Annotated in this window: 17 protein-coding genes; 7 read left to right on the plus strand and 10 right to left on the minus strand. The window is 39.8% G+C overall.

Annotated features, from left to right (window positions below; translation table 11 throughout):
* Positions 1 to 8 precede the first annotated feature (8 nt).
* Entirely contained in the window at positions 9 to 761 is a 753-nt protein-coding gene (locus AC04QZ_RS09415) for a DNA alkylation repair protein (RefSeq protein WP_478357556.1), read from the plus strand.
* On the opposite strand, the gene AC04QZ_RS09420 is transcribed toward AC04QZ_RS09415, so the two are convergent.
* The 6 genes from AC04QZ_RS09420 to AC04QZ_RS09445 form a co-directional block, all read right to left on the minus strand.
* Positions 758 to 1,252, minus strand: coding sequence for a GNAT family N-acetyltransferase (locus AC04QZ_RS09420; protein ID WP_086548269.1), 495 nt, complete (start codon positions 1,250 to 1,252; stop codon positions 758 to 760). The two genes, AC04QZ_RS09415 and AC04QZ_RS09420, sit on opposite strands and share 4 nt — an antisense overlap.
* Positions 1,249 to 1,809, minus strand: a complete 561-nt coding sequence (locus AC04QZ_RS09425) for a thiamine pyrophosphokinase (protein ID WP_478357557.1) — start codon at positions 1,807 to 1,809, stop codon at positions 1,249 to 1,251. The genes AC04QZ_RS09420 and AC04QZ_RS09425 overlap by 4 nt, the downstream gene beginning before the upstream one ends.
* Before the next feature lie 63 nt (positions 1,810 to 1,872).
* A complete protein-coding gene (locus AC04QZ_RS09430; RefSeq protein ID WP_478357558.1) occupies positions 1,873 to 3,165 on the minus strand; it encodes a hypothetical protein in 1,293 nt (430 codons plus the stop codon).
* A 58-nt stretch (positions 3,166 to 3,223) separates the two neighbouring features.
* Positions 3,224 to 3,868: a thiamine phosphate synthase gene (locus tag AC04QZ_RS09435; RefSeq protein WP_478357559.1), complete on the minus strand. Its 645-nt coding sequence runs from the start codon at positions 3,866 to 3,868 to the stop codon at positions 3,224 to 3,226.
* Positions 3,869 to 4,023: 155 nt separating this feature from the next.
* Positions 4,024 to 6,471, minus strand: a complete 2,448-nt coding sequence (locus AC04QZ_RS09440) for a TonB-dependent receptor (protein WP_478357560.1) — start codon at positions 6,469 to 6,471, stop codon at positions 4,024 to 4,026.
* A gap of 1,040 nt (positions 6,472 to 7,511) precedes the next feature.
* Positions 7,512 to 8,042: an AAA family ATPase gene (locus AC04QZ_RS09445; protein ID WP_478357561.1), complete on the minus strand. Its 531-nt coding sequence runs from the start codon at positions 8,040 to 8,042 to the stop codon at positions 7,512 to 7,514.
* A gap of 435 nt (positions 8,043 to 8,477) precedes the next feature.
* Here AC04QZ_RS09445 and AC04QZ_RS09450 point away from each other — a divergent pair, with 435 nt between their 5' ends.
* Positions 8,478 to 8,795, plus strand: a complete 318-nt coding sequence (locus AC04QZ_RS09450) for a carboxypeptidase regulatory-like domain-containing protein (protein ID WP_086548275.1) — start codon at positions 8,478 to 8,480, stop codon at positions 8,793 to 8,795.
* Positions 8,796 to 9,005: 210 nt separating this feature from the next.
* On the plus strand, positions 9,006 to 11,843 hold the full coding sequence (gene carB / locus AC04QZ_RS09455) for a carbamoyl-phosphate synthase large subunit (protein WP_086548276.1): 2,838 nt from the start codon (positions 9,006 to 9,008) through the stop codon (positions 11,841 to 11,843).
* Between the two features lie 223 nt (positions 11,844 to 12,066).
* On the opposite strand, the gene AC04QZ_RS09460 is transcribed toward carB, so the two are convergent.
* Both AC04QZ_RS09460 and AC04QZ_RS09465 read right to left on the minus strand, forming a co-directional pair.
* A complete protein-coding gene (locus AC04QZ_RS09460; RefSeq protein WP_478357562.1) occupies positions 12,067 to 13,374 on the minus strand; it encodes a M20/M25/M40 family metallo-hydrolase in 1,308 nt (435 codons plus the stop codon).
* A gap of 253 nt (positions 13,375 to 13,627) precedes the next feature.
* Positions 13,628 to 14,752, minus strand: a complete 1,125-nt coding sequence (locus AC04QZ_RS09465; RefSeq protein WP_086548278.1) for a DUF4407 domain-containing protein — start codon at positions 14,750 to 14,752, stop codon at positions 13,628 to 13,630.
* 127 nt (positions 14,753 to 14,879) lie between these two features.
* Here AC04QZ_RS09465 and AC04QZ_RS09470 point away from each other — a divergent pair, with 127 nt between their 5' ends.
* Together AC04QZ_RS09470 and AC04QZ_RS09475 are read left to right on the plus strand one after the other, a co-directional pair.
* Positions 14,880 to 15,197: a rhodanese-like domain-containing protein gene (locus AC04QZ_RS09470; RefSeq protein ID WP_029277953.1), complete on the plus strand. Its 318-nt coding sequence runs from the start codon at positions 14,880 to 14,882 to the stop codon at positions 15,195 to 15,197.
* A 146-nt stretch (positions 15,198 to 15,343) separates the two neighbouring features.
* Entirely contained in the window at positions 15,344 to 15,541 is a 198-nt protein-coding gene (locus AC04QZ_RS09475; RefSeq protein ID WP_086548279.1) for a DUF6358 family protein, read from the plus strand.
* On the opposite strand, the gene AC04QZ_RS09480 is transcribed toward AC04QZ_RS09475, so the two are convergent.
* Positions 15,519 to 16,550, minus strand: a complete 1,032-nt coding sequence (locus tag AC04QZ_RS09480; protein ID WP_478357563.1) for a dipeptide epimerase — start codon at positions 16,548 to 16,550, stop codon at positions 15,519 to 15,521. The two genes, AC04QZ_RS09475 and AC04QZ_RS09480, sit on opposite strands and share 23 nt — an antisense overlap.
* Positions 16,551 to 16,628: 78 nt before the next feature.
* On the opposite strand from AC04QZ_RS09480, the gene AC04QZ_RS09485 reads away from it, so the two are divergent.
* Together AC04QZ_RS09485 and AC04QZ_RS09490 are read left to right on the plus strand one after the other, a co-directional pair.
* Positions 16,629 to 17,765, plus strand: coding sequence for a hypothetical protein (locus tag AC04QZ_RS09485; protein ID WP_086548281.1), 1,137 nt, complete (start codon positions 16,629 to 16,631; stop codon positions 17,763 to 17,765).
* Between the two features lie 162 nt (positions 17,766 to 17,927).
* A complete protein-coding gene (locus AC04QZ_RS09490; protein WP_478357564.1) occupies positions 17,928 to 18,911 on the plus strand; it encodes a hypothetical protein in 984 nt (327 codons plus the stop codon).
* A gap of 242 nt (positions 18,912 to 19,153) precedes the next feature.
* Here the strand turns inward: AC04QZ_RS09490 and AC04QZ_RS09495 are convergent, their stop codons facing one another.
* Positions 19,154 to 19,768, minus strand: a complete 615-nt coding sequence (locus AC04QZ_RS09495; RefSeq protein ID WP_478357565.1) for a rhomboid family intramembrane serine protease — start codon at positions 19,766 to 19,768, stop codon at positions 19,154 to 19,156.
* Positions 19,769 to 19,771: the final 3 nt, after the last annotated feature.

Consider the following 19,771-nt stretch of genomic DNA (forward strand, 5'->3'; position numbering starts at 1 on the left):
TGAACAAAATGTCTGTCGAGAAAATCTCCAAACCAACCGCGAATGTAACAGCGGCTGCCTTTATTGAAAAATTAAGTACTTACCAATCTAACATAGAATTGGAAAAGATTTCCCGTTATTTTAAAACTGAGGATGGTGAATACGGGGAAGGAGACCAGTTTATTGGTGTTCGGATGGGACAGGTTTTCGAGGTGGCCAGGGCTTTTGTGGCCATGCCTATCCGGGAAATAGAAAAACTTTTGGAAAGTCCGTTTCATGAACACCGGGCTGGTGCAGTAAGCATAATGGATTTTAGGGCGAGGGATAAAAAAACAAGTGAAGATGTAAAGAAAGCCCTTTTTGAACTTTACCTTAACCGGCACGACCGGATTAACAATTGGGACCTGGTAGATCGTGCCGCATGTTTTGTAGTGGGCAGTTACTTATTTGATAAAGCAAGGGATATTTTGTACCGATTAGCCATTTCTGAAAACATGTGGGAACGCCGGACGGCAATGGTAAGTACCTCTTATTTTATCCGCAAAGGCGATTTTACCGACACTTTTGGCATTGCAGAAATCCTTTTAAATGATCGCGAAGACTTAATTCAGAAAGCAGTTGGCGGCTGGATCAGGCAGGCGGGCACAAAAAACAAAGTTCAGTTAATGGCTTTTTTAGAAAAACATGGCGCAACAATGCCGCGTACCATGCTGCGCTACGCCATAGAACATTTTGATAAAAGTGACCGTGAATATTATTTGAACCTGAAAAAGATAGATTAGAACTTATATTCCATTACATAATCATCCATAAAGTAACCTTCACCTATATCTAGCTTTACCGATTCTTTAATGGTAAAGCCTCCTTTGAGGTAAAAATCTTTGGCTTTATTATGCTTGTTCACATTCAATTGTAAAGCACTTCCCCCCGCATCTTTCACCTGGTTAAAAACCTCGTTAATTAAAATTTTTCCGACGCCCTTGCCATGTGCTGATGGCAGCACATAAAGTTTGTGCAATTTGTAAATACGTTCTTCGTGTCCAACAATAGAGTAACCTGCAAAACCGAACTGATTTTCGCCCTCCTCTGCAATCAGGAAAATATGCCCTTCCATAAATTGTTTCAGCAGCTCCCCTTTATTGTACATTTTATCGAGCATGTAATCAATCTGTGCCTGCCCGATAATATCGAGGTAGGTTGATGGCCAGGTTGCCGCAGCAATATCCCTGATGATTTCTATATCTTCTTCTTTTGCTTTTCTAAGGGTAATCATATTGGTTCACTAATAAAAATTGGTTGTCCTGAAAAGGTAAATTCTACAAAGCCATCTTTAACCACGGTAAAAATTTCATCTTCATTCTGCGCGAGGTTTGTTACTTCGATATATTGGTTGCCGTGAATCAGAAATTCACTTCCGGCAGGTTTCCACACGGAGAACCCCGATTTTATGGCATAATGTTTTGCCCTTTCGGTAAACACCACCAGGTTGATTTTGTCTTCAAATCCTGCAAATTTCTCCAGATCGAATTTTTTGGCGATTACATTTACAGCAGGATACCGCTCTTCATACAAATAATTAATAGCCACCATTAATGCATCAACAGGTCCCTGAATAACTTTTGTATCCTCTTGCGTTTCCTGTCCGATTCCATTTACCAGAACATCTACCTTTAAACCTAAAGAAAATATTTTATCGTAATTTTCTCCGTTAACCAGAAGCGTAGGGCTCCATTCGAGCAGCTGCCCCAAAAGCTCTTCGTTAAAATTACCAAGCTCATCGATGTATAAAGCCGGCTCCTGTTTTTCTTTTACAATATGGTGTGAAGACATACTGCGAATATAGAAATTTCGCTTTAAGTACAGTATAGGAAGAATCAGCCAGGGGTAAAATGATTAACGGTTGTACGGATATTCATTTACCCAATGAAAGCCCCTGTTTATGAGTCTAAAATCTTTAAGGTCTTTCCGCTTAAAGCTCACCGAAATAGAATCTTTCCCTTTAAGTCCGGAAATAAGCAGTTTGTCTTTGCCGACAACACTATAGGTTAAAATATATTGAGCAGCTTCTTTATCCTGAGAATTTAACACGAGCGTTTTCTTTTTTGCATTAAAAACGGTGGCAAAATTAAAGATACTATCGTTCATTGTTTTTACGCGTGCGTAACCGGCGTAATTAATAATCATCTGTTTCCAGCGTGTGCTGTCAGTGGTTAGCGGAGGCAGGGTTTTGCCTTTAAAGCTCATGCTTTCTACATTATAAATGCCATACATAAATGGCTTTGGGGCATTGCTGCCATAGGTTTTGCTTTGCGCAATCAACGTTGATAATAGGAAAAGCATTGATGCAGCGATAACCAGGTATTTACCTGTATAGGCCACCATAAAAAGCCATCGTTTTTTATAAACAGGACGATGTATTTTTTCGAGCTGCTGGTTTTCATACCTGACAAAAAACCGGTATAACTTTAAAAAATGAGGGGCTAAAATAAACAGGCACATCACCACCAGTGCGGTTGATAGTTGCTTTACCGGCACATCGAAAAAATAATTCATCGCCATTACATGTACAGTTGCCGCAAGCGATAGAAATGCACCAATAATCACGGTTCTGCGGAACAACAATAAAATAGCAGAAACTTCAATAATCCCCATAAAAACATTGTAACCTTTAGAAAATCCGAGGAATGTCCAGGCGAGGCCCATTGGTGAGGCTTGGCCAAAAGGCTGAAGCAGACGGAATAAAGATGGATCAGGAAATTGAAGCTTGATTACTTTTATGGCACCATACATCACCAGGGTAAACGCCAGATAAAAACGTACGAGTACGATGAGCCAGTAATAAGCAGTATGGTAGCTTTTGCGTTTGCGGTCGAATACCGACCAGATGATACAACCAACAACTGAAATTAAAAACATAAATACCAGTAATACCCAATCGTACGAGGTATCGCCACTGCCGTTGGTGTAAATTTTAAAATCGTAATTGTAATGAAGAACATGCTGAGAAAACCACGGAATTAAATCATGTAACACCAGCGTAGGATATTTGATTACATAATAGAAGAATGGAAAAGCGCCGTTGTTGTTCAGGATAATGAAAAGAGACAACAACAGGAAAAAGAACCTGAAGGATATTTTTTTATAGATGTTCCAGGGTGTATTGGTTTGAAGAGCGTTTTCTGACATATTAGTTAGGATTTATCCAAAACTAAAAATTATCACGTGGGCTTCAAATTATAAAATGTTAATTAACAGCGCTTTCTTTAACTAATGTGTAAAAATCCTGATAGGCTTCAATAAAATCATCGGCAAAATTAATGGCTCCTGAAACGGCTATACCGTAAACGCCAGCTTGCATTAAAGCTTCTACATCGTAGGTTTTTATCCCGCCCACAGCCAGCAGCGGAATACTGATGTGCTGAGCATTCAATTCTTTTATTGCTTGCTGATAGCCCTCAATATCTAAGAGCTTGTAATCGTTGGGCTTGGTTTCAGTTTCTGCAAATGGCCCATAACCAACATAATCGGCACCCTCTTGTGCAAGTCTGATTACATTTTCTACTGTATTGGCAGATCCTCCAAGGGTAATATCATAGCCAACCCGTTTGCGCAGGGCGACAAAATCGGCACCCATATCTTCCATATGAAAACCCTGGATATCGGCCTTTCCGTTTAAATGAACATGATTGGTAACAATTAAAGTGGTACCCCAATCATCACAGATTTCTGCAATAGCATTAATATCCTGCAAGAGTGCTTCATCACTTTTACTCAGGCAACGGTACTGGATCCACTTTGCACCAGCCTCACAGGCTTGTTGTACCTGGTCGATATGGCTTAAATGTGGGATATCGTGCGTGATGTAATGAAGTTTCTCTATGTATTTCATATCGGTATGGTAGGATTGAAGGTTTTAAATCAGGTTGCCAATATAAAACAAAATCGCCATTGCAAGTATATTCCGCAATGACGATCCTATTTTTAGCTTTGGGTTGACAATTTTACAGGCTATTTGCCCAGAAAGTTGTCAACACTGAATACAGATTAAAATTTCACATTCAGGCTTAGCAAAAGGTTAGTTCCCGCTTGTGGATAAAAGAAGTTTTCGGTTACCCTGCTTCCGCCTGCCTGGTAGCCATAGGTATAACCATTGCTTTCGTATTTCTTATCGAAAATATTGTTTACCAATAAACCCAGGTTAACGTTTTTAACCCCTGCAAATTTAAAGTCGTAACCCAAACGCGCATTGCTTACCCAGTAACCGTTAATGGTCCTATCGTTGTTCTGCGTATTATCCAGGTATTGTTTGCTTACATATTTACTTTGTAGTGCCACCGCAAAACCACTGATAGGCTTATAAACCAGCTCACCAAAAAGCACCGCACTTGGAGAATAAGAGATATCGGTTAAGCTGTAATTGTTTACCACTTCTCCACCGTTATCATAATCATCATAATACTCGGTAAAGTTCTTGATTTTGTTTCTGCTCCATGCAGCGTTAGCATTTAATACAAATTGCTGGCTAATGGTGTAAGATCCGTCTAGCTCAATCCCTAAACGGTAACTTCTGTCTACATTCTGACGGTAGCTAGCACCAACATCGTTTAACTGTCCGGTAACCACCAACTGGTTTTTGTAAAACATACCATAGGCATTGGCACCAACATTAAATTTATCGTTTTTAAAACGGTATCCTAATTCTACATCGTTCAAGCGCTCAGCTTTAGGTGAAATATTGGCTACCGATGCATCTGTATAATCATCACGGTTAGGCTCCTTGTTGGCTACACTGAACGAGGCATATACATTGCTTTGTGGATTAATAAAATAAGTGGCTCCAAATTTAGGGTTAAAGAAATTTAGGTTTTCGTTAATCGTCAGGGTGTTTAGTTTATTTTCCGTTCCTGCAATATCGAAATATACCCGGCGGTATTGCAAATCAGCAAATAAGCTTAACGATTCTACCGGACTATAGTTTACTTTACCGTAAACGTTAAAATCGGTTTTAAAACCATCATTATCATAATAATGCCTGTCTATGTTTCCGTTTGATGCATATTGTGCCCAAATCACCTGCCCAAAGTGTGCACCCTTATATTCATTATATGCACCGCCTAAAGTAAAGTTTAAATTCTTTTCAGGCACATAATTGAAAGCATAGGTAACGCCATAAAAATCGTTATCTAACCAACGGCGGCGAATTAAATCTGTTGAAGTAATAGGTGTTCCTCCTGGAACAACTACAGGGTTTAAACCATAATTTTTCAATTCATCCTGTACCCTGTATTCTTCATAATAGCCTTCACCTTGAGTATAATGTAAGGCACCATTAAAAGAAAACTGATCAGAAAGCTGTCTGGCATAAATTAACTGGTAATGGTTCTGCGTATAGTTATCTGTCTGGTTATTGTACAGGAAACTATTGTAAGTTCTGCCTGAGTTCAAAAGATTTGCAGCATCCTCTGCACTTAAGCCGTTTCTCGCGATATAGGCATTCATTCCGGCTACATCATTTTCTAAACGTGATTGCGGAATACCATTCCACGATTGATAGGTTTTCTCGTTTCCTGAAAAAACATTTACACGCAACAGGTCTTTATTTCCATGGTAAGCACCGGATAGAAAATAAGATTTAAGCAACGATGAACCACGGTCTACATAACCATCAGAACTAATTCTCGATAAACGGCCATCAAAGCTAAATCGGTTATTAATTAAACCTGTTCCTACCTTTACTGTATTTTTCCAGGTATCGAAACTGCCATAAGTGCTGTTTACTTCTGCATAAGGCTCCAACTCGCTTGCCGTAGTTTGAATATTTAAACTGGCACCAAACGCACCTGCACCATTGGTTGAGGTACCTACACCGCGCTGAATCTGTACATTATCTACCGATGAAGCAAAATCGGGCATGTTTACATAAAATGTACCCTGACTTTCGCTATCGTTTATCGGAATACCGTTAACGGTTACGTTGATCCTGCTGTTATCGCTACCGCGGATACGGATACCCGTGTAACCAACACCAGCACCGGCATCAGAGTTAACCACAACGCCCGGCGTATTTTGAAGAATGAAAGGCAAATCCTGTCCGAAGTTATTCTGCTGGATTTCTTCTTTACCAATATTTTTGTAGGTAGTGGCCGATTTTTCTGTAGCCCGCGTTGCACGAACAATGACTTCATCAGCTAAGAAATTTTGTGGAGAGAGGCTAAAATCCAGTGTAGTATGCTGCTTAAGTTCTACTGCTTTCTCGATTGTTCTATAACCTACATAACTAACCACAATCGTGTATTTTCCGTTAACCAGGTTTGTAATGCTGTAATTTCCGGCTGCATCGCTTACCACTGCTGTTTTTTGATTCCTCAATTTAACGGTAGCACCTGGAAGTGGTTGCTGGTTTTGATCTGTTATTTTACCTGTAACAGAAATTTGTGCCGATACGAAGAAGGGCAACATTGCAACAAGCGCTGCAAAAAGTAAATTTTTCAATTTTATTGTTTTTTAGTTAAACTCATCGGAAAAGGGGCATTGCCGATTTTCAGTTAAACTTCCATAACTCCAATCCCTACGCCGGCATTACCCGGATCAGGTGCATTTATAAGGTTTAGGGTTTTGAGGTTTAGGGCTTAGGGTTTTACCTTCCGCCTTTTACCTTCTACCTTTCACCTATAAAATGGGTATGATCTCAGCCTGTTTTTGTGTTTATTTAAACAAGGCACCCCTAATGATGGGGCAAATGTAGAAAATATTTAGCAATTCGAACGGTTTTTAAAGCTTTATGGGGTAATTGGCTAAAAATTGACAGCTTAATAGCATAGTTTAATGAATTAACTGGTGCATAGGTTTAGAAAATGAACGGTTCAGTGTGCAAGGCCTTTTCAGTCCCGCTCCCGCTTCTGCTGCCGATGGATCCTGTGAAACAAGCAAGCACACCATAAAAAGCAAAAAGATTGTGCTTAATTCGGCAGCATCCCACTTTGATCGGGTTTAGGTGGCCAGGTAGGTAGAACTATTAACGGATTGATCACCAAACGTTCCTACGCAACGAAACGCCAATTGTAAATTGGCTACCCATGGGGCGTCCCGATGGGACGACTTTGATCAAGTTAGGAATAAAGCAGAAATACCCTTTATAATTCCCGGCAATTTTGTCCTTCCACAGGCACAATGACAATGCTTTTTGTATTAGGCTATTAAAGACGTCATATGAAATCATTTATATTTAACTGTATGAAACCCCGCAATGATTTGGCTAAAGAAATAATATTCACAAATCGTCCCATCGGGACGACTGCCAGGTAGAAAAAAATGAAATATTTTTTTCGTTCCGTTGGAACGTTTCGTGTTTACGCATCATGGCAATAAGCCCCCTGTTCAATAAACCCGACCGACAGCGTTAACCCGATTGGAGGATTGTTTTATTTAAGAGTTTATCTATCGGGATTAAGCAAAGGGCGGGACTAAAGCAGCTATGAAACACTGACAATCGTTTCCAAAAAAATCACTCTTTTAATAAAGAGAAATATATTTTATGCTCCAAGAAAGTCATCAATCGCTCTAATCGCATTCGCAATCCTCTCATCGCCTAAACCGCCAACTACTTTGTAATTCGCATTCAGGGCGCATAGTTCCTTGTGCCAAACCTGCATAAAATATTCGCGTTTCTCCGGAAAATCGCGTAACGGATCGTCCTGCCAGGGCAAATCGATGTCCATTAACAGGTACAGATCGTATGGTCTTTTCGGCAGCGCATCTAATACGAGTTGTGGTGTTTCACCGAGCACTTCATCGCTCCAGATTTTTACCGTAATAAAAGTAGTATCACAAATAATAAAATCGCTTTCGGAAGTGACTAAAATGGCATCCTCTAAAGCAACCTGTCCGTAGTACATATTCACTTCGTCCTGCAGGGTATAATCGGCAACCAGGTTTTCGCAGTAATAACGGGCGTATTCGGGTACCCACGAAACTTTATAGTATTTTGCCAGCAATTGAGATATAGTAGATTTTCCCGTACTTTCCGGGCCAACAATAGCGATCTTTTTAATATTTTTATTCACGATATATTTTCTGAATACGGTCAAATGTAAAAGAAAAAGCCTTAAAAGAAAAAATCCGGTTGAGGAGGGCTCCTCTAACCGGATAATAAACCAAACAAACTATTTATGAAGAAATCCTCATGGCGGGTAACTAATCCGCGGAGGAAGCTTTAGATCATTGTCTAAAGTATATACAAAACGCATATATGTTCTGCTTATTACAACATTATTGCCAATATTCCGATCATCACAACTTCGTGACTTAATTCTGACTCATAGCGCCACTTTTGCGAAATTCTTTTAACACTAATTAACATTTAAAGCAAAACCGTACGATTGATTTTGACAGCCATGTATAATTTATAGTACATTCCAAAAATTAGTGTTCATTATTTAAAACTATTTGTACTAAAAGGTGTTATTTATTTAAGACATCAACAACTAAAACGTTATACCATGAAAAAGTTATGTGTTGTATTATCTCTTCTTATTGTATTTGCTTTAGGCTCAATTGCCTTTACAAATATTAAATTGGGAGGAATAATCGGAAAAATTACGCCAGGTGATGCGGCTTCTGCGGTATCGCTTGTAGCGGCGACAGACACGCTAAAAGCGGAGATTAGCCAGGGCGTTTTTACTTTTACCAACCTTAAAGAAGGCGTTTATACCGTTGTAGTAAAAGCCAATGCCCCATATAAAGATGCTGTGATAGAAAAGGTTGCCGTAAAAGATAGCGCCACTACAGATTTAGGCGAAATTAAATTACAGCAGTAGTTCATTTCGCAAAAGAAAAATCTAAAAAGAGCACTTTAATAGGGCTCTTTTTTATTTTAAAAAAAAGGCCTTAAAATCACGCTAAAGATGTATCTTTGCATCCCGACAGAACAGTTGGGATTTTTCTTCTTACAAGCACAAAATCTCGTTGCTTCCAGGGTTTTAAAAGAACCAACACTTTAGAATTTTAATTATTGTTTAAGCTTTATCATGCCTAAAGACACTTCCATACGCTCAGTACTGATTATCGGATCTGGACCAATTGTTATTGGCCAAGCCTGTGAATTTGATTACTCGGGTTCGCAAGCGGCTCTTTCTTTAAAAGAAGAAGGGATTACCGTTTCCATTATCAACTCCAATCCGGCTACAATTATGACGGATAAGGTTATCGGTGACCATGTTTACCTGCGCCCGTTAACTGTTGATTCAATAGAGGTTATTTTACAAGAGCATATCGACTCTGCAGATTTACCTAAAATTGATGCCGTACTTCCTACCATGGGAGGCCAAACCGCATTAAACCTTTGTAAAGAAGCTGAAGAACGTGGTGTTTGGGAAAAATACGGTGTTAAAGTAGTTGGGGTAGACGTTGCTGCAATCGAAAAAACAGAAAATCGTGAAGCTTTCCGCCAGCTAATGGTTGATATCGGTGTAGGTGTTGCAGAATCGAAAATTGCCAACTCATTTTTAGAAGGTAAAGAAGCCGCACAAGAAATCGGTTATCCATTGGTAATCCGTCCATCATATACCTTAGGTGGTTCTGGTGGTGGTTTCGTACACAAAAAAGAAGAGTTCGATGCTGCTTTAAAACGTGGTTTAGAAGCTTCGCCAACACACGAAGTACTGGTAGAGAAGGCTGTTTTAGGCTGGAAAGAATATGAGTTGGAGTTGTTAAGAGATAGCAACGATAACGTAATCATTATCTGTTCGATCGAAAACTTCGATCCAATGGGTATCCACACAGGAGATTCGATCACGGTTGCTCCGGCAATGACTTTATCTGATCGTTGTTACCAGGAAATGCGTAACCAGGCAATCAAAATGATGCGTGCGATCGGTAACTTCGCCGGCGGCTGTAATGTTCAGTTTTCGGTTAACCCGGTTGATGATGAAATTATCGCCATCGAAATTAACCCCCGTGTATCACGTTCATCAGCTTTAGCAAGTAAAGCAACTGGTTATCCAATTGCAAAAATCGCGGCAAAACTGGCCATCGGTTACAACCTGGATGAAATTGAAAATCAGATCACCAAAACCACTTCAGCATATTTCGAACCTACTTTAGATTACGTAATCGTTAAAGTACCTCGCTGGAACTTCGATAAATTTAAAGGCGCCAACAAAGAGTTGGGTCTGCAAATGAAATCGGTTGGTGAGGTAATGGCCATTGGCCGTACCTTTATCGAGGCCTTACAAAAAGCTTGTCAGAGTTTAGAGATCAACCGCGCTGGTTTAGGTGCAGATGGCAGACAGGTGCGCAATATTGAAGAGATTATGGACGGTTTGGAGCATGCTTCATGGAACCGTTTATTCTTAATAAAAGATGCCATGGCAATGGGCGTACCTTTGGAGTCGATCCGTAAGGTAACCAAAATTGATAAATGGTTCTTAAATCAGATTCAGGAGCTTGTATTGCTTGAAACTGAATTAAAAAGATATTCACTAAACAATATCCCTCAGGATTTCTTCGTAACACTTAAACAAAAAGGTTTCTCTGATATTCAGATCGCCTGGTTGTTAGGTAATGTTACGGAAGACGAAGTTTACGATCGCCGTAAAGCTTTAGGCATAAACAGGGTATATAAAATGGTTGATACCTGTGCTGCGGAATTCCCGGCCAAAACACCATATTACTACTCTACTTTCGAAGAAGAGAACGAATCTGTTCCTTCTGACAGGAAAAAGGTAATTGTATTGGGTTCAGGACCTAACCGTATCGGTCAGGGTATCGAATTCGATTACTCTTGTGTACACGGCTTATTGGCGGCTAAAGAAACAGGTTTCGAGGCCATCATGATTAACTGTAACCCTGAAACGGTTTCAACAGACTTTAACATGGCCGATAAATTATATTTCGAGCCTGTATTCTGGGAACATGTTCGCGAAATTATCGAGCTGGAAAAACCGGTGGGCGTTATCGTTCAGTTAGGTGGACAAACCGCTTTGAAAATGGCGGAGAAGTTAACTGAAAAAGGCATCAAAATTATCGGAACATCGTTCGAGAATATGGACATCGCCGAAGACCGTGGCCGTTTCTCAGACTTGTTGAAAGATTTAGATATTCCATATCCGAAATATGGTGTTGCAGAGAATGCTGAAGAAGCCATTGTTGTAGCAAATGAAGTAGGTTATCCAGTGCTGGTTCGTCCGAGTTATGTATTGGGTGGACAGGGCATGAGCATCGTAATTAACGATGAAGACCTTGAAAAAGCAGTAGTAAAATTATTGGGCGATTTACCGGGTAACCGCGTATTGATCGATCACTTTTTAGATAGGGCAGAAGAAGCAGAATCTGATTCGATTTCGGATGGCGAGGATGTACACATTGTGGGTATGATGGAACACATCGAGCCTGCAGGTATCCACTCAGGAGATTCATTTGCCGTATTACCTACATTCAGCTTATCAGAAACGGTAACTAAAGCAATGGAGGAATACTCGATCAAAATTGCTAAAGCCTTAGATGTACGTGGTTTATTAAACATTCAGTTCGCCATTAAGGATGAGAAAGTTTATGTAATCGAGGCAAACCCAAGGGCATCTCGTACAGTTCCTTTCATCGCAAAAGCTTACGATGTGCCATACATCAACATTGCAGCTAAAATCATGTTAGGTGTAGCCAAACTGAAAGATTTTACGATTGTTCGTAAGCTTGAAGGTTATGCCATTAAAGAACCGGTTTTCTCTTACGAGAAATTCCCGGAGGTGGCGAAAGAATTAGGACCTGAAATGAAATCTACAGGTGAGGCCATCCGTTTCATCAAAGATTTAGAAGATCCTTACTTCCGTAAGCTTTACAAAGACAAATCGATGTATTTGAGTAAGTAATTTCTTACAAAGTTTCGAAAGGCACAGTGCAGGAGAAACTTCGTAAGTTTGCAAATAATAACAAAGGCCGGTGAAAAATCACTGGCCTTTTTTTATAATAAAGTATTTGGCGACTCGTCATTCCCAACTAGATTGGGAATCTTAAAGCTTCTTGCATTAAGATTCCCGCCTGCGCGGGAATGACGGCCGTTTTATAACCGTTTCGCAAGGCAGTTGCACGCCGCTATTGTTTCAATTTCGGAATCCTTGTTGGCGTATCTTTTCCATTTACAATGCTCGTTGCGCTCTTGGCAATCGCTTTAATGGTAGATAGGATATTTTCTACATCTAAAGAACTGTATTCATCCTTCACACTGTGGTAGAGTTTATCGATATCAATTTTATCGGTACTAATGGTATGCGCCGGAACACCTAAAGCAGCCAACGTTGCGTTATCACTTCTATAGAATAGGTTTTGATCCGGATAGGGATCTGGGTGGAAAGTAAATTCAGTTCCCGCTAAGTTTTTCTGCAAAATCTTCCCAAAATCAGATCTTTCATAACCTGTAATAAAGGCTGTGTTCTTGCCAAATTTCGAATCCTTACCAATCATCTCAATATTGAACATGGCCACAACATCATCAGGATTTAATTTTTCTGAGAAATATTTAGCCCCAAAACCACCGATTTCTTCAGCGGTAAAGGCCACGAAGATTAAAGTACGCTCATTGTTTTTCTGCGCTTTGTAATACTTGGCCAGGGCAATCATTGCCGTTGTACCCGAGGCATCATCGTCTGCGCCATTGGCAATGCTATCACCATCAACGCTTTTTAAAAAGCCCAAATGATCGTAATGGCCTGAGAAAACCACGATTTCTTTCGCTTTTGATTTACCTGGAATTACGCCTGCAACATTAAATAAAGGCATTTTATCTACCTTACTTTTAATTGTTGCGGAAAAATCTGTTGCCGCATCTTTACCCAAAACAAAAACCTGCACAGCGCTTGTCGTTGCCTTAACATCTTTCTCATCAACAGTTGCCGGTTTGCCAAAATAACTGCTGTAACGCTTAAACAGATCAGCGAATTTACTGTCAACCAGAACGATCTGGTTTTTTTCAGCACTCATCATTGCCCTGAGTTGAGGCACAAATGCTTTTTCGGCATCTAACTTAACAACTGTAGTATTCGACTTATCGAGTGTAACGCTTGCTGAAGTGACGCCTGAAATAATTAAATTTTCGGGGGCAACTTCCTGTCCGTCTATCTTAACACTTGTACTCTGATTGGTAACCTGGTATTTGTTAAAGGTTTGGCGGAAAGTTTTCTCGCCGGTTAAAGGCTTTAAACCGATCTTTTTAAATTCAGATTCGATAAAAGTGGCTGCTTTATCAATACCTGGTGTAAAGGTTGCACGCCCCTGCATATCATCGGCACTTAAGGTTTTAATCAGGTGGTCGGTGTATTCGCGGGTGATGATTTTATCTATATTTTGCGCTTTGAGCTGCAAACTTGCCATCCCGACAAGGGTAAAAAGAAATATTTTTTTCATATAATAAGTTATAACGGGTTCAATTTAGGAAAAATTAAGGTTTTTGCCCGGTAGTTCCGGATTTTTTGCCTGATGTCTTGTTGATTGATGGTTGTTAGTTAATGGTTTGATCGTTCATGGTTGATAGCCATAGCTTGATAATAGTTTCGGTTTGTATTTTACATTCAACCTTCAAACCTTTCCACATTACAATTTAGGCCATGATCGATGAACTGTTCATTCCATCATCCCTCTTCCATTACCCATCTTCCATCTACTCTCCGTCCCAATCGTATTTTTCGAGATCGCGGTAAGCTTTTCCTTTTATAATTTCCTTCTTTTTTGACGATTCGGAATCGACCCTGGTTTCGTGAATATTATCGGCCACTTCGAAATGGAAATCCCTATCCTTTTTAGAATGATAGATCGATACTTCGTCCCCATCCGCGATAGCATAATCGTAAGGTCCACGTGCACTCATCAGTTTTACAAACACAGGCAAACATTCAAAAAAGATAAACAGCAGGCCAATAAAAGTAACGGCAATTGCAGTATTGTTATCCCGAGTACCATCAACATTAAATTTAAGTTGCCCCAATGCCCAGTTCCGATCGGCAAAACCAGCAATATCCGATAAACTGTCTAACTGTTTTTTAGTATACAGTTTTTCGGTAAACAGTCCATCAAATTCCTTGCGTTTATCGACAAAAGCTTCTGATTTATTGATATTGGCTTTTAGCGAATCTAATTCTGCGGTGCGCTGCGCAATTTCGGCTTCCTTACGTTTAGCATATGGTCCATAGCCCATTACACCTGATGTTTCGGTGGTTTTGTTGCCAAAAATCTCGAAATTAAGCTTTTGCCTATCTGCTTTAATGCCTTTTTCAAGCGAATCCCGTGTGGCTTTCTGTTGATTTAACCGGCCAAATTCTACCTGGTATTTTTTCTCAAAAGCTTTGTTCAGGGTATCTATTTTGGAACGCTGACCATTCAGATAACTAACTTTTAGGCGCTCTTTAATTTCTTTATCGAAAATTTTAAGTTCTATGGGTCTCGAGATCACCAAACCAATCATAATGGCCAACAGAATACGCGGTGTAGCCTGTAACAATTGTTTATTGGTACTGGCGCTTTTGTTAATGCTCGATACGATATAGCGGTCCATATTAAAGATGGCCGCTCCCCATAAAAAGCCGAAAACAATGGCAAAAATTACCGCCAGATCATCACCCTTAAACACAAAATACATGGCATACCCCCCGGAAAGGGCTGCAAACAGGCCTGTAAAGAAGATGGTGGCGCCAATGCCAGTATATTTATTTTGTTCTGAAGGATACTTTTCCAGTGTCGGGATGTGAGCGCCAGAGCAAAACCAAAAGAAACGGTTCAGTTTGTCCATTTGTAACTATTTATAATTAAACGCCTAAGGGTTAAAGTTGTTACAGTTTTGCACAAAATTTATGGCATTTTTTTGATGGGGAGCGTAAATTTGATTTTCCTATATTTGCATAAATACATTTAATAAAATGAAAGAAATATCGGTACAAGAACTAAAAGAGAAAATCGATAACAAAGAAGATTTTCAATTGATTGATGTTCGTGAAACATTCGAATATGAGGTTTCCAATCTTGAAGGTGAGAATATCCCTTTAGGTGGAATTTTAATTGAGGCTGATAAGGTTGCGAAAGATAAGCCGGTAATTATTCAGTGCCGCAGTGGAAAAAGAAGCGCAGCAGCAGTAATGCAATTGGAGCAACAATATGGATTCGATAATCTTTATAACTTAAAAGGCGGTATTTTAGCCTGGCAAGAGGCTTTCGATCCAAGTATGCCAGTATATTAATAATAACCAATAAACAAATTCCAATTATCAAACTGCAACCGCTGAAATGAATCGTAAGTATTCCTTTTCCACACAAGGGTTTGATAATTGGTTATTACAATTTGGTCATTAATTAGTCCATTCTATTACAAGATAAATTCCTCATTGTGGGTAAAAAATTTGCTTTAAATATCTTCTATAACTTAGCCATTATCCTATCTATTTTCGGATTGGTGTGGTGTTATAACAATGCTAAATATCTTCCGGCTGGCTTTTTGGTCGGCACAACAGCTTGTTTATTCTACTTTAAGTATCAACTGACTAAAGACATCAGGAAAAGCTTTAAAGAAAAAGATCCGAAGTAATACCCTCCAGCCCTAAACCGGGCAGGTCTTTTAAAATATACTTGCCGTTTTCGAATGACGGATCAGTAAAAGGATTATTCTTCGTGAGCCATGGCCCATCCAAATCGGCCCAGTTACACAATGGCGCCAAAGCAGCTGCAGCCAGCGTAGCACAACTGGTTTCGCTCATACAGCCAATCAGCACTTTCATCCCAAAAGAACGGGCTTTCAAAATCATCTGATGCCCTTCATACATGCCGCAGCTTTTCATCAGTTTTACGTTAATACCATGATAAGCGCCTTTCAGTTTGTCCATGTCGGCTAAACGCTGAACGGCCTCGTCTGCCAGCAAAGGAATCGGACTACGCTCGGTTAGCCAGGCATTTCCATCGAGGTTATTTTTATCCATAGGCTGCTCGATTAATACCACGCCCTGGTTATGTAACCAATAAATTAAATCAATCGCTTTAATCTTATCTGCCCAGCCCTGGTTCGCATCCACATATAAGGGTACACTGGTCATGCTCCTAATGGTTTCGATAATTTCCTGATCGTTATCCCGCCCCAGTTTAACTTTGATCACTTTAAAAGCTTCGGCATCTTTCAGTTTTTCGCGGATTACCTCAGGGGTATCAATCCCAATGGTATAAGAAGTGACCGGCATTTTAGCTGGATCGGCACCGTAAATTTCATAACAGGGTTTGTTTAACAGCTTCCCCTGAATATCGTTAAGGGCAATATCTATCGCGGCTTTAATGGCCGGCTGGCCGGGAGCAAGACGGTCCAGATAAGCAATAATTTCTTCGAAATCGAAGGGATATTGGATTTTATCCCAATCTACAAGGCTCAGAAAAGCCGCCGCACTTTCGTAGCTCTCGCCCATATAAGGTACCATAGAGGCCTCCCCATAACCTGTTACGCCTTGGTGCTCCACCTTTAACAACATTAAGGGGGTGCTGGTACGGGTAAATTTCGAGATCGAAAAAGGATGTTTTAATTCTAATTCAAATTGCCTGCAACTAATCTTCATTATCAATCGTCTTCTAAATAAATAAGGTAATTATCGTCTTACAAATTATCTTTGTTTATTAACGCAACTACCACTGCCATGAAAAACATTTCAAGATTACGGTATTTTATTTATTTATCCTTAATAATTATTGGAGGATGTACCACCGGGAAAAAAGCCTTACAAAAGGGTGATTATGATGCTTCGGTTGCCAAAGCAGTTAGCAGGCTGCAAAACTCGCCTAAAAACAGTGAAGCCATGGAAGTGTTAAAAACAGCATACGATTTAGCACTGCAAGACCATTTACGAAAAATTGAAGAAGCTAAAATGTCTAACGATTTATTCAGGTGGGAATCGGTGATGTACGATTATCAGAAAATCAATCAAATTGCCGATGATATCAACAGTTGCCCTGCCTGTTTAGCCATTGTTCCTAATCCTTCCAAATACATCAATGAACTTGCAGACAGTAAGTATAATGCTGCCGGGGCAAGGTATAATTCGGGTTTAGGTTATTTAAGAGAAAACAACCGTCAATCGGCGAAAAAAGCCTATTACGAGTTCGAGAAAACACAAAATCTTCAAGCCAATTATAAAGATGCCAAGGCTAAAATGGAAGATGCCTATTGGGCGGCAGTAACCCGGGTTGTGGTTCAGCCCATTATTGTAAACAGTGGTATGTACAAATTAAGTGCTGATTATTTCCAGCAGCAGATTGATCAGTTTATTGGAAATTACTCGAGAAATAAGTTTGTGATTTTTTATGGCGAGGCCCAGGCTACCGATCAAAAAATTGTTCCAGATCAGGTATTGAGCCTAAATTTTGACGATTTCGTGGTGGGCCAAACCTATGTAAAAGAAAGGGTTGAAAAGTTAAAACGCGATAGCGTAGTTATTGGCGAAACCCGCCAGAAAAAACCTATTTATGGTACCGTAAAAGCCACCTTAAGTATTTTCGAAAAGAACATATCCTCATCAGGCCTATTGGACATGAGCATTACCGATTGGAAGACTAAAAAGCTGGTACGCCAGCAAAAATTCCCTGGAACCTATGTTTGGAGAGACAGTTGGGCAACCTATAAAGGCGATGACAGGGCTTTGAGTAAACAACAATTGGCCATTACCAGAAGGAGAGAGCAATTGCCTCCACCACCAAGTGCTTTATTTTTAGAATTTACCAAACCGATTTACAACCAATTGGTTGATGATATCAGTTACTATTACAATAACCTTTAGACCTCACCCTGTTAATGGAAATGGTTTCACCCACTGTAGTAACGTCCCTCTCCTGCAGGAGAGGGAAACGAAGGACATTGCCATACTACAGATGCTAACAGGGTGAGGTGGTTGTAATCCCTGCGTTAAAATAAAATATCGGTACAAAGCACTAAAAATATAATGGTTAATATTGCAGTGATGAATACCGGCTTATACAATCCTTTCCAAAACTTCGATTTTTTATACAAAATCTGCTTCTTAAGTGGCAAAACCTTTCATTCACCTGTTATTCAGGTGCCCTTAATTCCAAAATGGTTGCTGGAACAGGCAGGTTTGAGTGGTGAAGAGCAGATCCAGTTTTTGGATGAAAGTATCCGCTCGTATAATACCTTGGTTATTCCGGTAAACAGCGAAGTAAATGAGCAGTTTTTAAATCCGCTGGAGGCAAAAATCGAAGCCGCGTTTGCAAACGGTTATGATGCCGTTTCTGCATTACCAGAACTGGATCTTTTTAACTGGATTGGCAAGTTTCTATATGGCTTCGTCTATATCGAAATGCATTCGGCGCTACGTAAGGAAATGACTGCCGATGGTTTAAACATGTCGCAATCGTTAATGATGAAATTTGCCAACCTGAATTTCATGATGCAGAACCTGTATACCAGCCTGGAGTTCGAAGATTTTTCGCCGTGGTCTATCACTGTCGTAAAATTAGAAAACGCAGAAACGCCCTTCAGTTTCCGTGATGAAATTAACACCTTAACCTTCTCGTTAAAAATGAAAGATTTTGGTATCATCGCTTGTTTACAGGATAACGGCACCAATAAACGCTACCACCAGGATATCATTAACGAAATAAAAGGAAAAGCTTTAACCGCCGAACAGTTTGAAGAGCTGAGTGCGCGTTTTTATTATTCAGCTTACCTTTTCAATCGCCTGCCCGAATATACTTTTATGCCGGTAGAAGGCACCACCTATATCGAAGCAATGCCTTTACGTGGAAACATGACTAAACCACTTTTTGATGTCTGGCAACATAAAGTATATGCCCAGGTATTGGAAAACTTCTGGAAACCCTGGGGTTATGTGGTATTCGAAATTATTAAAAACCCTGATGAACCAATGAGTTTCTTCGAGAAGCCTTTTCTCCCAAATGCGGGATAGGCTTTTTTTACCATTAAGGAATTAAGAACATTAAAAAATGTACCTTAATTATCTTAACTTCTTAATGTTAGGCCCAAGGCCATTTTACGATTAAGGAATTAAGAGCATTAAGAAATAAGGAAGAGTATTATCTTAAGTTTCATCATAGCCAACCTAATTGGGTATCTTAAAGCAAAAAAACATGTAGCACCTTGCATTAGGATTCCCGTTTTCACGGGAATGACGATTCATCCTGACAGAATCTACCTCCCGCCAGTTAACATGGTAATAAAGTTTTGCAAAATACCCGGAACGAAAATGATCGTAAAAATCAATCCGGTTAAGGCGCCGAAAAAGTGTGCATCGTGATTGATGTGATCTCTCGAATTGCGCGAAGCATAAGCACAGTAAACCAAATACAAAATCCCAAAAACTACAGCAGGAATCCCGATCGGGATAAACATGATGTAAATTTTAGACATTGGATTAAACAAAATATAGCTGAAAAGCACTGCGCTAATTGCTCCTGATGCACCAAGGCTATTGTAATTAAAATGATCTTTATGTTTAATAACCGTAGGTAAATCACTCAGCACCAAGCCTAAAAAATAAAGTAATCCAAATTGCCAGCTACCCATTAAACTTTCCAGTGTAAAGGCAAAAGCATAAAAGGTAAACATATTAAAAAACAAGTGCATCCAATCGGCATGCACAAGCCCGCTGGTAATCAAGGTATATACATTCTGTCCTTTCGAAACACTAAAAGGATGCAGCATAAACTTTCCATAAAGCGAGTGATCGTAGAAAGCGTATAGGCTGGTAATAATGGTAAAAACGAAAATTACGGAGGCAACTGGTGCGATATTGAAGTATTCCATTAG

Source organism: Pedobacter folensis (assembly GCF_056490665.1).